Origin of the sequence: Serratia sp. FGI94 (assembly GCF_000330865.1) — a bacterium.
GTDB classification, from domain to species: Bacteria; Pseudomonadota; Gammaproteobacteria; order Enterobacterales; family Enterobacteriaceae; genus Serratia_B; species Serratia_B rubidaea.
Map to the genome: position 1 here is coordinate 75,748 of NC_020064.1, position 12,919 is coordinate 88,666.

The 12,919-nt window shown below is 57.2% G+C and carries 12 protein-coding genes, 1 tRNA gene and 3 pseudogenes; 12 read left to right on the forward strand and 4 right to left on the reverse strand.

Annotation, left to right across the window (positions count from 1 at the left end):
- Window positions 1-21: 21 nt before the first annotated feature.
- The 3 genes from D781_RS00320 to D781_RS00330 all read right to left on the reverse strand — a co-directional run bounded on the left by D781_RS00320 (window position 22) and on the right by D781_RS00330 (window position 1,835).
- Complete coding sequence (locus tag D781_RS00320; protein WP_015344062.1) at window positions 22-516, reverse strand: fimbrial protein; 495 nt, start codon at window positions 514-516, stop codon at window positions 22-24.
- Between the two features lie 13 nt (window positions 517-529).
- Entirely contained in the window at window positions 530-1,336 is an 807-nt protein-coding gene (locus tag D781_RS00325) for a fimbrial protein (protein ID WP_041411948.1), read from the reverse strand.
- Window positions 1,337-1,514: 178 nt separating this feature from the next.
- Window positions 1,515-1,835, reverse strand: coding sequence for a hypothetical protein (locus D781_RS00330; protein WP_015344064.1), 321 nt, complete (start codon window positions 1,833-1,835; stop codon window positions 1,515-1,517).
- A 659-nt stretch (window positions 1,836-2,494) separates the two neighbouring features.
- Here D781_RS00330 and D781_RS00335 point away from each other — a divergent pair.
- The 12 genes and pseudogenes from D781_RS00335 to D781_RS24060 all read left to right on the forward strand — a co-directional run.
- Entirely contained in the window at window positions 2,495-3,016 is a 522-nt protein-coding gene (locus tag D781_RS00335; protein WP_015344065.1) for a fimbrial protein, read from the forward strand.
- 70 nt (window positions 3,017-3,086) lie between these two features.
- Window positions 3,087-3,632, forward strand: a complete 546-nt coding sequence (locus tag D781_RS00340; RefSeq protein ID WP_015344066.1) for a fimbrial protein — start codon at window positions 3,087-3,089, stop codon at window positions 3,630-3,632.
- A gap of 42 nt (window positions 3,633-3,674) precedes the next feature.
- Window positions 3,675-6,218, forward strand: coding sequence for an outer membrane usher protein (locus tag D781_RS00345; protein WP_015344067.1), 2,544 nt, complete (start codon window positions 3,675-3,677; stop codon window positions 6,216-6,218).
- 56 nt (window positions 6,219-6,274) lie between these two features.
- The gene (locus D781_RS00350) at window positions 6,275-7,036 is read left to right on the forward strand and encodes a fimbria/pilus periplasmic chaperone (protein ID WP_041411952.1); all 762 of its coding nucleotides are present in this window, start codon (window positions 6,275-6,277) and stop codon (window positions 7,034-7,036) included.
- Window positions 7,037-7,059: 23 nt separating this feature from the next.
- Entirely contained in the window at window positions 7,060-7,710 is a 651-nt protein-coding gene (locus D781_RS00355) for a fimbrial protein (RefSeq protein WP_015344069.1), read from the forward strand.
- Window positions 7,711-7,762: 52 nt separating this feature from the next.
- Window positions 7,763-8,314, forward strand: coding sequence for a fimbrial protein (locus D781_RS00360; RefSeq protein WP_015344070.1), 552 nt, complete (start codon window positions 7,763-7,765; stop codon window positions 8,312-8,314).
- A gap of 166 nt (window positions 8,315-8,480) precedes the next feature.
- Window positions 8,481-9,107 carry a helix-turn-helix transcriptional regulator gene (locus D781_RS00365; protein WP_015344071.1) on the forward strand — a complete coding sequence of 209 codons (627 nt, stop codon included), beginning with the start codon at window positions 8,481-8,483 and terminating at the stop codon, window positions 9,105-9,107.
- A 76-nt stretch (window positions 9,108-9,183) separates the two neighbouring features.
- Window positions 9,184-9,278, forward strand: a tRNA-Sec gene (locus tag D781_RS00370).
- 179 nt (window positions 9,279-9,457) lie between these two features.
- Complete coding sequence (locus D781_RS00375) at window positions 9,458-9,751, forward strand: contact-dependent growth inhibition system immunity protein (protein ID WP_015344072.1); 294 nt, start codon at window positions 9,458-9,460, stop codon at window positions 9,749-9,751.
- Between the two features lie 636 nt (window positions 9,752-10,387).
- Window positions 10,388-11,878 carry an alanine/glycine:cation symporter family protein gene (locus D781_RS00380; protein ID WP_015344073.1) on the forward strand — a complete coding sequence of 497 codons (1,491 nt, stop codon included), beginning with the start codon at window positions 10,388-10,390 and terminating at the stop codon, window positions 11,876-11,878.
- A gap of 175 nt (window positions 11,879-12,053) precedes the next feature.
- A pseudogene (locus D781_RS24055) lies at window positions 12,054-12,188 on the forward strand (DUF6500 family protein); the annotation flags it as partial.
- Window positions 12,189-12,360: 172 nt separating this feature from the next.
- Window positions 12,361-12,532, forward strand: a pseudogene (locus D781_RS24060) (MFS transporter); the annotation flags it as partial.
- A gap of 104 nt (window positions 12,533-12,636) precedes the next feature.
- On the opposite strand, the pseudogene D781_RS24065 reads toward D781_RS24060, so the two are convergent.
- Window positions 12,637-12,781 (reverse strand): annotated as a pseudogene (locus D781_RS24065) (IS3 family transposase); the annotation flags it as partial.
- Between the last annotated feature and the right edge of the window lie 138 nt (window positions 12,782-12,919).

The following is a 12,919-nucleotide window of genomic DNA, read 5'->3' on the forward strand; positions in this document are numbered from 1 at the left end:
CTGGTGCGCGCAGGGGAAGGATTAGAAATAGTCGATCTGCATGGTGGCGCCGCTGGTGAATTTCCCCTCCGTCAGCGTGGCGGCAGGGGATTTGACCGGTACGGCGTCCAACTGTGGCAGCATGGTGTAATCGATATTGAGCACGCTGTTGAGGTTAAACGGCTTGCCGTCCGCCAGCAGTTTAATCCCCAGGCCGTTGACGCTGGTATGCAGCACGTTGGCGTCAAACGCCGCGCCGGTGCCGACGATTTTCATCTGCAGCTGTCTGGCGGGGTCGAGAGACTCACAGCGCACGCTGTAGCTCAGCCGCTGCATATAGCGGCTGCCGTCAATGCGTTTGATACCGACCTGACCGAAATCCACGTCGATGGTGCGGCCGTTGTTAATCTCGCAGGGCGGCGGCGCCACTATCGTGGCGGTGATGCTGACCCGTGTCCCCTGTTCGGCGGCGAAAGCGCCGCAGCCTGACAGCGCGAGCAGCAGGCCGGCAAGCCATTTTTTTCCAATGCGTATCATGGCGGAGGCTTCCTTAAGGCGCGCTGAAAATCAGCGTTGCCGAGCCGGAGAGCGGGCCGGTGGCGATGCTGGTATAGGGCACGTTGTTTTTTACCGGCACAAAGGTCAGGGTGTCGCTGCCCATACCGTTGACGATCCGGGTGCGGAACGCGTTGTTAGGTTTGACCACCGCGTTGTTGTACATCATGGCGACGCCCACGTTGGCGTTGCTGGTCTTGATATAGTCCGGGGAAAAGCCGGCGGCGTCGCTGACCAGCCGGATCAGTACATCCTGAGTGGCGCTGCTGTCGTCACAATGATAACTGAGCGCCTTATCCTGCTTGATTTGCGCATCCGTGACGGTTTGCGTCAGGAAGTCCTGGCGGATCTGGTTAAAGTCGACGTCAATCTGCTGGCCGTTGTTGATGGTGCAGCTGGTGGTGACGAAGTAGGCGTCGTTATCGGCAATCAGGCGCCAGTGGTAGGGGCCGCATTTGGGGCAGGCCGGCCGGTCGTTGGTCTGCCTGAAATTGATTTGGCCGATAACATCCCCTTTGTTGATTTTAATATCCGGGGTGGGGAAGTGGCTCAGCACGATATAAACCCGGATATTCACCGTCTGCTGGTTCAGGTTGGTTAGTGTCATCACGCTGATGCCCGCCGGCACCGGTGAGTTATAGTCGGTGCCATTAATGGTGGTGCCGCTGCCGATGCCGCCAAAAATTGCGTTGTTCATGGTTAACGCCGAGATGTCGGTGTTTAGATAGTCGATCCAGCTGGCCGTGTCGTTTTTACAGGTGACCTGGCTGACGTTGACGATCTCGTTCTTACCGTACGACAGCTGTGGCCCGATGCGCACCCGTACGTCAACGGGCGCTATCGAGCCGCCCGGGGGAATGTGATCGCCGTCGGAAGTCTGGCAGGTAAATGCCTGTGCTTTGCCGAGCGGCAGCAACGGCGCCAGGCAGCATAATAAAAAAACAAATTTTTTCACTGTTGTATCCCAAAATGTTTGGTCATTAAAAAGTGCGCGCACCGTTTTTGCGGCGTGCGGCAACCATCCTTTGCTGCTCTGTGGCGACGGGATACCATCTCAGCGAGTTTTTTACCGAGCCGTGGCTGACAATGGCGTCGCCATTAGCGACCATTTCCAGTAATAAATTCCTGGCTCTATATACCCCTTCGTTTATATATTCCGCCAGTTGACGAGTAGATAGCCATTCGTGCTGGGGGGGGAGTTCATTCTCCTGAGTGAGCGGGGGAGATAAAGTCAATAATGCGTACAGCAGCCGCTGTTTTAGCTGCCGTATTTCCTTCTTTTTGGGCGATAACACTTCCATGGTGTCTCCTCGGATTCCTTTATAGCTTTACCCGGGTATGGCGGTGTTTATCAATATGCTGTGTATAAGATAAAACCCAGTTAAAGCAAAAGACTAACGGTACTTAATGGCGATTTTTTATGGCGTTAGCGAACGCGTTGCGACGGGCAAAGGCCCGTGCAGAGCATCAGATAAAGCTGATTTTTGGTTTATTATATTCAAAATGGCCACATTTTAGATCTCATTGTTCGATAAATAATAAAATATGGGATATTATTCTGGTTTTATATAATTTACGATCTATGGAGCTAAAAAAAACGATAATTCTACCGGATAAAGGAAATATATTGCGAATATTGCGCTTTAACCAGAAAGCACTTTTTTTAATGTAGGCTATTTGCCAGAATAACCGTTGCCAACCATAAGGATCTGTCGGGTAAAATTAAATTGTAATCTCATGTGGTTTTTATGAAATCACGGCAGGTTGCCGTTAATTTTTTACTTTTTCGCAGCGGTAAATGTTCCCATTATCCCTTTGGTTAGGTACGTTTAACTAATCGCAAAGTGCAAAAAAATTAAAGAATCAGAGCGCGTTATTTATCTGCGGGTAAATATCTGCTTCGCGCCGTTCTTTATTTATTGGATATACGCATTCTCTTCTTATAAGGAATATAGGTTCTATGAAACTTAACAAAATCATGCTGGCCGCGGTGATGGCATTTGGCGCAACCTCTTTCGCTCAGGCTGCCGATCAGGGACACGGTAAAGTTAGCTTTACGGGTTCTATTATCGATGCGCCTTGCTCCATCGCCCCTGAGTCTATCGACCAGACCATTGACCTGGGCCAGGTGTCCAGCATCGCACTGAAAGACGGTGGTACTTCTAACCCGCGCTCATTCGATATCAAGCTGGAGCAGTGCGATATCACCACGATAAAGAACGTTACCACCACCTTTACCGGCGCGGCTTCACCGACCAATCAGGATCTGCTGGGCATCGTGGGCACGGCTAGCGGCGCTGGCGTTGCCATCACCTACGGCGGCAAAACCGTTAAACTGGGTGAAGCCACCGCTGCGCAGGACCTGAACGAAGGCAACAACACCCTGCACTTTGCCGCCTACCTGCAGGGCGAAGGCGCTTCCGCCGCCGTAGTGCCGGGTGACTTCTCCGCCGTAGCCGATTTCACCCTGGCTTACCAGTAAGTCATAGCATCGCCGGGCGTGTGCGCGGTTGCGCCGTGCCCGGCCGTTTCCCCGTCAAAGGAATGCCGCGATGTTGTCACTCTGGAACCAGACCGGCGCGCTTGCTCTGCTGGCCGGTTGCGCGCTGTTTTCCGCCACGGGCCGCGCCGCGCCTGCCGCGCAAGGGTGGGGCCAGGTCAGTATGCACGGCGCTATTATCGATACCGCCTGTGCAATTGCCGCCGGTAGCCGCGATCAGACCATCGATATGGAAACGGTCCCGCTAGGACAGATCGTGCGCGATGGCCGGGGAATGACGAAAACGTTCAGTATCGAATTGGTTAATTGCGTCGTAGAGCGGCCGGGCAATAAACCCGACTGGAAGTTTTTTCAGGTGACGTTCGATGGCCATGCGGACGGCGCGCTATTCGGCGTACAGGGCGAGGCCCGCGGCGTCGCATTAAAAATTGATGACGGCAACGGCAAAAGGGTCATCCCCGGAGAACCTCTGGCGCAGGAAAGCGTTATGCCGGGCAACCGCGTGCTGCACTATTCCATGACGTTAATGCCCAATCACCAGCCGCTGAAGGCGGGAGCATATTTTTCCACGGTGCGTTTTAAGCTGGATTATTTCTGATTTTTATCGTGCTGACGGTTAATTCGTTTTGAAGGGATGTTGATGATGCTTTCACCGGCAGGGAAGTTATTTCGCCTGAAAACGCTGGGGCTGTGTATTGCCCTGGCGTTTGGCAGCCCCGTAACCTGGGTTTTTGCCGCTGAAGAAATTCAGTTTAATACCGATGTATTAGATATTAACGATCGTCAGAATATCGATCTGAGCCAGTTTACCCGCAGCGGCTATATTATGCCGGGTAATTACACCATGGCGATTCACGTGAATAAAAACGATCTGCCTGAACAGCCGATCGCGTTTGTCGCGCCGGAAAACGATGATAAAGGCAGCGAAGCGTGTCTGCCGCCGGCATTGGTTCAACAGCTAGGGGTAAAGGAAGGGCTAGAAAAAACGCTGCGCTGGACACACGGCGGGCAGTGCCTGGATTTACGCAGCCTGGCCGGCATGGAGGCGCGCGGCGATTTAAGCTCCTCCTCGCTGTATCTCACTATCCCTCAGGCCTATCTGGAATACAGCTCGGAAAACTGGGACCCGCCGTCACGCTGGGATAACGGTATTTCGGGGCTGCTGCTGGATTACAACCTCAATGCACAAACGCAAAAGAACCTGAAGGTGGGCGGCAGCGGCTACAGCCTGAGCGGCAACGGCACCGCCGGCGGCAACCTGGGCGCCTGGCGGCTGCGCGCCGACTGGCAGGCCAGCATTAACCACCAGACCGGTTCGGGCCAGGGCACCGACCGACAGTTCGACTGGAGCCGCTATTACGCCTACCGGGCGATACCGGCGCTGCGCTCCCGTCTGACGCTGGGGGAGGATTACCTCAATTCCGATCTGTTCGACAGCCTGCGCTTTACCGGCGCCAGCCTGCGGTCGGACGACAATATGTTGCCGCCGAACCTGCGCGGCTACGCGCCGGAAATCAGCGGCGTGGCGAAAACCAATGCCAAGGTGGTGGTCAGCCAGCAGGGGCGCGTGCTGTATGAGACCCAGGTGGCCGCCGGCCCGTTCCTTATTCAGGATATTAACGACGCGGTTTCCGGCGAGCTGGACGTGCGGGTGGAAGAGCAGGACGGCAGCGTGCAGCAGTTCAAGATGAACACCGCCAGCATCCCGTATTTGACGCGGCCGGGCCGGGTGCGCTACAAGCTGGCCGCCGGCAAGCCGACGGAGTGGGGGCACCACCTGCGCGGGCCGCTGTTCGGCACCGGTGAGTTTTCCTGGGGGATCAGCAACGGCTGGTCGCTGTACGGCGGCGCCATCGGCGGCGGGGATTACAACGCGCTGTCGTTAGGGCTGGGGCGCGATCTGATGCTGCTGGGGGCGCTCTCCTTCGACGTCACCCAGTCGCGGGCCAGACTGCCGCAGGAAGGGGTCAAGAGCGGCGGTTCGTACCGACTGAGCTATTCGAAAAACTTTGATGAGTACGACAGCCAGGTCACCTTCGCCGGCTACCGCTTCTCCCAGGAAGACTTTATGAGCATGGGCGAGTACCTGAACGCCCGCTATCAGGGGAATCGCAACGGCAAGAGCAAGGAGATGTACACCCTCTCCTTCAATAAACAGTTCCGCGATCTGGGGCTGAGCACCTACCTCAACTACAGCCATCAGACCTATTGGGACCGGGCGGCGAATGACCGTTACAACCTGATGCTGTCGCGCTATTTCGACCTCGGCAAGTTTAAAAACCTCAGCCTGTCGCTGTCGGCCTACCGCAACCGCTACAACGCGCGCAATGACGATGGCATGTACCTGTCGCTGTCGGTGCCGTGGGGCAGCAGCGGTACGCTCAGCTACAACACCACCATTGACCGCAACGACAATACGCACCGCGTCGGTTACTACGACCGGGTGAGTGAACACGACAACTATCAGCTGAGCGCCGGCACCGGACGCAGCGGGGCGACGCTCAGCGGCTACTACAGCCATGAAGGCGATATGGCCCAGGTGAACGCCAACGCCAGCTATCAGGCCGGCCGCTACAGCGCCGTCGGCCTGGCCGCGCAGGGCGGAATGACGCTCACGGCGGAAGGCGGGGCGCTGCACCGCATCACGACGCCGGGCGGCACCCGGCTGCTGCTGGATACCGACGGCGTGGCCGACGTGCCGGTGCGCGGCTACGGCAGCACGGTGGCGACCAACCGCTTTGGCCAGGCCGTGGTGACGGACGTCAACAGCTATTACCGCAACAAGGCCAGCATCGATCTGAACGCGCTGGGAGACAAGGTAGAGGCGACGCGTTCGGTGGTACAGGCCACCCTGACCGAAGGTGCCATCGGCTACCGGCGTTTTGCGGTGATCGCCGGTGAAAAGGCGATGGCGATTATCAAACTGGCGGACGGCAGCGAGCCGCCGTTCGGCGCCACGGTGACGAATGCGCGCAAGCAGGAAACCGGCATCGTCAACGACGGCGGCAGCGTTTACCTGTCTGGCATTAACCCGGGCGAGGCGATGACGGTGCACTGGAACGGCGCGGCGCAGTGCGAGGTGCATCTGCCGGCACCGCTGCCGGCCGATATGTTGATGAATAACCTGCTGCTGCCTTGTCGCCCCGTCGGCGCAGGCGGCCAGGAGATCCCCCCGACCCGATGACCAGACCGGCGCTGCGGCGCACGGTCACCGATAACGGACTGATAACTGTGAAAACGATGCTTAACCAGACTCAAACCAGACTGAACATTGCCGTATTGGGCGCGCCGCTGGCCTTTGCCGCGTTGCTGACGGCCGCACCGGCGCAGGGCGCGATCGCGCTGGATCGCACGCGGGTGATTTTTGACGGTGACCAGAAAACGGTCAGCCTGAATATCAGCAACCAGAACAAACAGCTGCCTTATCTGGCCCAGGGCTGGATCGAAGATGAGCAGGGCAACAAGATCCAGTCACCGTTTACGGTGCTGCCGCCGGTGCAGCGGGTGGAGCCGGGCAAACCCAGCCAGGTGAAGATTCAGGCGCTGCCGGCGGCCAAACTGCTGCCGCAGGACCGCGAGACGCTCTACTACTTCAACCTGCGGGAGATACCGCCGCGCAGCAACAAGCCGAACACCCTGCAGATTGCGCTGCAGACGCGGATCAAAATGTTCTACCGCCCGGCGGCCGTCGCGCCGCAGAAGAATGCGGAACCCAGCCAGCAGGCGCTGACGCTGACCCGTCAGGGCGATAAGTATGTGGTGAACAACCCGACCCCTTACTACGTGACGCTGGTGGACGGCGCGGCGCGCAAGGGCGGCAAGAGCATCGCCGATTTTGAGCCGGTGATGGTGGCGCCGAAGGGCAGCGCGCCCCTCGGCGTGTCCGCCGCGGCGATCGGTACCGGCCCGGTGCTGACCTATATCAATGACTATGGCGGCCGTCCGCAACTGGTCTTTCGCTGTACGGGCAATCTGTGCCAGACGGTGGCGGACAAGCGGTAATCAACACAGCGGAGACAATAACGATGCGACGCAAGAGCCAGAAGTTGTCCGGCCGGGCTTTTATCCGTTACCCGCGGCGGCTGATTGGCCTGACGGTGGCGGCGGCGATAATGCTGCCGCTGACGGCAGGCGTGGTGGTGATGCCCTCGGCGCAGGCGGTGGATAACTGGGACGTCGAGGGGGCAAACGGCGTGCTGCACGTGCGCGGCGCGCTAAGTGAAAGCGCCTGCAGCCTGGAGATGGCGACGGCGCGGCAGGAGGTGTGGCTGGGTGAGCTGGGCAGCGCCGGTTTCCAGCAGCCGGGCGACCGGGGAACGCCGGTCGCTTTTCAACTGCGGCTGAAGGACTGCCTGCGCGCGCCGGCCAGCAACCGTGACCCGTGGGGCGGCGCGCTGGCCTGGAGCGGCAGCCAGCCGGCGGTGTCGGTCAGTTTTACCGCGCCCGCCGATGCGGACGCGCCGTCGCTGATTCGGGTGAGCGGCGTCAGCGGGTTGGCGCTGCGGCTGGCGGATAGCGCCGGCGCGCCGGTCAGGCTGGGAGCGCGCAACGCGCCAAGGCTGCTGACGCCGGGGCAGAACACGCTGACCTATACCATCACGCCGGTGCGTACCCCGGCGACGCTGGGCGTTGGCGCCTATCGCGCCACCATCGATTTTCGCCTGCATTACGACTGATGCACATCATGCGTAAGGCGGTGCGGCGCTATGCCAATTTAGGGAGGCGTTTATGAGTACAAGCGTGGGCAAACGGCGCGGCGCGCTGCTGGCGGCCGGCGTGCTGATGCTGGGCGGGCTGACGGCTCCGCCGGCGGCGGCGGATGAGAACATGCGGTTTGAGGGCGCGCTGGTGGCGGAGCCTTGCGTCATCCCGCCGGGGGAGGCGCTGATCTGGCTCGACTTCGGCACCATTGCCGACAAGTACCTGTATCTGAACGGCCGTACGCTCAGCCAGACCTTCTCTCTGCACCTGGCGGAGTGCGACCTTAGCCTGGGCAATACGGTGGCGGTGACCTTCAGCGGCGCCGAGAACGCCAGGCTGCCGGGGCTGCTGGCGCTGGACGGCGGCAGCAGCGCCTCCGGCATCGCCATCGGGCTGGAAAACCTCGACGGCACGGCGCTGCCGCTGAATAACGCCAGTAAAAAATATCGCCTGGCGGCGGGCAGCAACCTGATTGCGCTGCAGGCCTATGTGCGCGGCGAACCACAGGCGATTGCTGACAAAACCATCGGACGCGGGGAATTCAGCGCGACGGCCACGTTCAGTCTGGAATACGAATAACGCGCTGGCGGCGTGCATCCTCGGCCTGCCGGCAGGCCAACCCCCAAGCCGCCGGTTACGGGACGTAAAAAGCCGCCCGCCGCGCCAACGCATAAGGTCAACCCCGTCCGGCGGCTGATCCTAAGGCCTTAGAAAAAAATGGAAAGCCAACAGCAGGAGAGCAGAGATGAATGCCGTAACGACACTGGCCGTACTGGACGACAACCGCTATTTTGCCGCCGGGCTGCAAAAAGCGCTGACCGCGCGCTTTTACGCCGCCGGCATAGAGACCCGCGTGCTGGAGGGGCCGCAGGCGTATCTGGCCGACCTGCTGTTCCACTATTTTTCGCCCGTCAGCCCGAGCTGTTTCTGTCGCTATGCGGAAAAGCGGCCGGGTGCCATACCGCTCTATTTTGCCGTGCGTCAGGCGCAGGACCATGACGCTACGCGGGCCGACTGCTGCCTGCAGACTGGGGTGATCGTGCAGAACATGCCGGTCGCCGCTGCGCTGTGGCAGGTGGAAAACGCGCTGCTGCAGCGGCGTATTTCGGCGCCGGTGCGGCCGTTTGCGCTCGAACATTGCCCCTGCCAGCGCTATGCGCTGACCGAGCGCGAGCGGGAAATCATGCTCTGCCTGCGCCAAGAGATGCGGATCACGGAGATCGCCCGGCGGCTGGCGATCAGCGTTAAAACCGCCAGCCAGCATAAAATCAACGTGATGCATAAAATGGGCTTTCGGCGTAACGCGGAGCTGTATGACTGGCTGCGTCAAGGGTTTACCGGCGAGTGGCCGTTTGAGGAGCGCCTGAGCTGATACAACGATCGCCAATTGCCGCTTAGCGCGCGGCCGCAATTCGCGCTATAATCCGCCCCCTTGCTGCGATGTCTACGGAAGATCATCGTCCCCGGTGGGGCGGCCGGACTTCAAATCCGGTTGGGGCCGCCAGCGGTCCCGGGCAGGTTCGACTCCTGTGATCTTCCGCCAACTCTCCCATCCTGAACCTCATTAAACTCAATAAATCCTTATGCGACACATTGTTGCTGCCAATTGCTTCCTCCTTGACTCAGGGTAAAAATACCCTAAAAATAAATTTTTTATTTAAATAATAAATATGTAATGGGCAGCATTTTTATATCCCAATTTCCCTTATATAGGTCTGGGTTATGTTGTTGACTACTAATATTGACATTATGCTTGAAGGTACGCTTAATCAGGATTTTGATTATATTACCGGGGCGGAGACGATTGATGATGCCATCGACATCTATACAAAAGAGCTAACAACGCAGGACCGTCAAGCGTTGAAAAAAGAGGTATTAGCCTTTCTGTCGAATGATGACGATATTATCAAGTTTGAATTCAAATCGCGTTATGTTAATTATTTTTCGCCAGAGGATGGCAAGGGATTACTGCTGCGCGTGCTTGAGGGCATTGAAAAAGCCGAGCAGGATAAATAAAAATCTGGCAATACCTCTCTCTGAGAGATGAGTTGAACGCCGTAAACCGCAGGAAACCCCTTTCCCCCATCCATGACGAACCAAACCTGCTCTTTCTTATCAATACTGACCCGTCGCGGAGGGTGTTTGCACTCGCGTTAGCCGTAAAAACCAGGCCACGTCTCGTCCTGCCGTTATTGAGCCTTCGGAGCTGCCGGATGTGCTGTGGCTCCCCGTTCCATTCGGAAACCGTATGACGCTTGCGCCAAGGATTATGCGATATTTTATCAATCAGCGTGATAACCGGTGTGCTGCGACGCTTGATCAGAAAGTCAGATCTGCAGGTTCAATACGATTGGCGTCACATGTTCTGCACGTTAAATACTGATTAACCACTGGATTTCGCAATTTATAGTCGGTTTTTCTTACGTTGCCGCCAGCTTTGCCGCTTAAAAAAATTATTTAAATATGGGAAGTACCCCACATAGGGATGCTTGCCAAAAGCCGCTTTTTACGACAGGTTACATATGTGTTAATTAGTTGCGCGGTGTAACTATCTCACTGCGCAAAACAGACATCTCACGCTCGACGGCACAGTCTGGTGTTGAGCAGGCAACTGCAAACGTTACCAGAGTATCAACGAAGGGGTTGAATTGCATGAATGAACTTGTCAATGCCGTCAATGGCGTGATCTGGAGCGAGGCGCTCATTTATCTCTGTCTTGGCACCGGCCTGTACTTTTCTTTGCGTAGCCGATTTTTGCAATTGCGTCACCTGAAGGGGATGGTGCGCCTGATCTTCCAGGGTAAGGCGAATGCCGCCGGGGTCTCTTCCTTCCAGGCATTATCCATGACGTTGGCCGGGCGGGTCGGCACCGGCAACATTGCCGGGGTGGCGACCGCCATCACCTTCGGTGGCCCTGGGGCTCTGTTCTGGATGTGGACGGTGGCATTTCTCGGCTCCAGCTCGGCCTTTGTGGAGTCGACGTTAGGGCAGGTTTATAAAGAGAAGCTGGACGGCGAGTACCGCGGCGGCCCGGCCTTCTATATCGAGAAAGGGCTGGGCATGAAGTGGTACGCCTGGATTTTTGCCATCGCCACCATCTTCTCCTGCGGCGTGTTATTGCCGGGCGTGCAGGCTAACTCCATCGGCGCCAGCCTGGATATTGCGTTCGGCATCAGCCCGAATGTGACGGCGGCGCTTATCGCCATGCTGCTGGGTTTTATCATCTTCGGCGGCGTGAAGCGTATTGCGAACTTCGCCAGTACCGTGGTGCCGTTTATGGCGCTGGGTTACATCATCGTGGCCTGCGTGATCGTAGCGCTCAATATTGACCAGCTGCCAGGCATCATTTTGTTGGTCTGGAAGAGTGCGTTCGGTCTTGACGCCGGGTTCGGCGCGATTTTAGGGCTGGCCATCATGTGGGGCGTGAAGCGTGGCGTATATTCCAACGAAGCCGCGCAGGGAACCGGCCCGCACGCGTCCTCCGCCGCCGCCGTCAGCCACCCGGCCAAGCAGGGGCTGGTGCAGGCGTTTTCAGTGTATATCGATACCCTGTTCGTGTGCTCCGCCACCGGATTTATGCTGCTGATTACCGGGCTGTACAATGTCCAGGGGCCGGACGGGGCCGCACTCTATACCGGGATTGCCGGCGTTGCCGCCGGTCCCGGCTATGTGCAAACCGCGATGGAAAGCATGATGCCCGGTTTTGGCAGCTACTTCGTCGCCATCGCGCTGTTCTTCTTTGCCTTCACCACCATCGTGGCTTACTACTACATCGCTGAAACCAACGTTGCGTATCTCAACCGTAAAATACACCGCCCATGGCTTACCTTGGTGCTGAAAATCGGGCTGATGGCCTCGGCCGTCTACGGCACGGTGAAGACGGCGGACCTGGCGTGGGGGATGGGTGATATTGGCGTGGGGCTGATGGCCTGGCTGAACATCATCGCCATTTTGCTACTGCGCAAGACGGCGTTCACCTGCCTGAAGGACTATGAAAAGCAATTGGCGGAAGGCGTCGATCCCGTCTTCCATCCCGAGAAGCTTGGTATCGAACGGGCGGATTACTGGGTGAACAACCGCGCCGAGGTAAACCAGCTGCGAGAGGCGACAGGAAATATTGATGAAAATGCAGGGCCGGCCTAGAGATAGCGCATCGTAATGGCACGATATTTCTGATGGTTTCCCAAAAACCGGCGTAAGCCGGTTTTTTGTCTATGCGATTGACTCAACGCATCCACTCTTGGTTTAAACGTCCCCTATCGCCTGACTTGTCCTTGAATACACCATTGCGCCTTCGATCGCTGCATTGTGGCCAAAACCAACGTTGCTGATGGAGGTTGCGCACTGGTGGATTATGGATATGAAGCTGGGCCATTTTGACAAGGCGGAAAAGATAAAATCGCTCGTATTAGCGATGCCGGCGAGGGAGTTATATGCTGCGGTGAAATCTTAGCGCCACCGTGTCGCATTTTACTAAAGTACGGGCACCTCTGGTGGCGTTGTCGCGGCGGTCCCTAACTGAAACCCGGTCAAAACCAGCGCCTCGCCGCGGGCTATGCCACTGTTCATAAGAACGGCCTACCTGCGCTGTAGATTCAGCCCCCCAGTGATAAGAGATAGGTAGCATGCCATTAAGCTCAGTACAGGCGTTGTGTTTGCTCAGTTTCTTTATGTCAGATGTTCGTGATGGATTAGGACCCTTTTTTTGCGTTTTTTTTGATTAACGACCGCTGGATCGCCGAAGATATTGGCTACGTCATGATCGGGGGCGGTATTGCGGGGCTGGTAGCGACGCTGCTGCTGTTTCATCTCTTCAATGCGCGCTGATGATGCTGGTGCTGGGGGCGGGGTGGCGCTCACGTGCGGAAGGACGTTTTTTGTTGCTGACACTTACTGCGTCAAGTGTAAATTTGCGACTTGTAAAGGTTGGAGTGCGCGGGCGGCGGCCGCTACACCAATGCGTTCAGTTAGTTTCAGGATTTCAGCGTGGGATTCAGGCGCATATCGCTTGTGTGGCTTATTAAGTATGAACGCTGTAATGGCCAGCACTATTCTAACCTAACCACATTTTATATATTATTTCTTGTCTAATTACATTATTCTTCTGACTCGCTTGGTGATTGTGTCATTATATTGATAATATTATTAATGGTGGAGTATTCACTTTCATCGACCGGAAACGCT

Coding starts and splice junctions, on each gene's coding strand:
- D781_RS00330 (WP_015344064.1), bottom strand. CDS start 1,835: ATGGAAGTGTTATCGCCCAAAAAGAAGGAAATACGGCAGCTAAAACAG.
- D781_RS00340 (WP_015344066.1), top strand. CDS start 3,087: ATGTTGTCACTCTGGAACCAGACCGGCGCGCTTGCTCTGCTGGCCGGT.
- D781_RS00335 (WP_015344065.1), top strand. CDS start 2,495: ATGAAACTTAACAAAATCATGCTGGCCGCGGTGATGGCATTTGGCGCA.
- D781_RS00365 (WP_015344071.1), top strand. CDS start 8,481: ATGAATGCCGTAACGACACTGGCCGTACTGGACGACAACCGCTATTTT.
- D781_RS00360 (WP_015344070.1), top strand. CDS start 7,763: ATGAGTACAAGCGTGGGCAAACGGCGCGGCGCGCTGCTGGCGGCCGGC.
- D781_RS00345 (WP_015344067.1), top strand. CDS start 3,675: ATGATGCTTTCACCGGCAGGGAAGTTATTTCGCCTGAAAACGCTGGGG.
- D781_RS00355 (WP_015344069.1), top strand. CDS start 7,060: ATGCGACGCAAGAGCCAGAAGTTGTCCGGCCGGGCTTTTATCCGTTAC.
- D781_RS00320 (WP_015344062.1), bottom strand. CDS start 516: ATGATACGCATTGGAAAAAAATGGCTTGCCGGCCTGCTGCTCGCGCTG.
- D781_RS00375 (WP_015344072.1), top strand. CDS start 9,458: ATGTTGTTGACTACTAATATTGACATTATGCTTGAAGGTACGCTTAAT.
- D781_RS00350 (WP_041411952.1), top strand. CDS start 6,275: ATGCTTAACCAGACTCAAACCAGACTGAACATTGCCGTATTGGGCGCG.
- D781_RS00380 (WP_015344073.1), top strand. CDS start 10,388: ATGAATGAACTTGTCAATGCCGTCAATGGCGTGATCTGGAGCGAGGCG.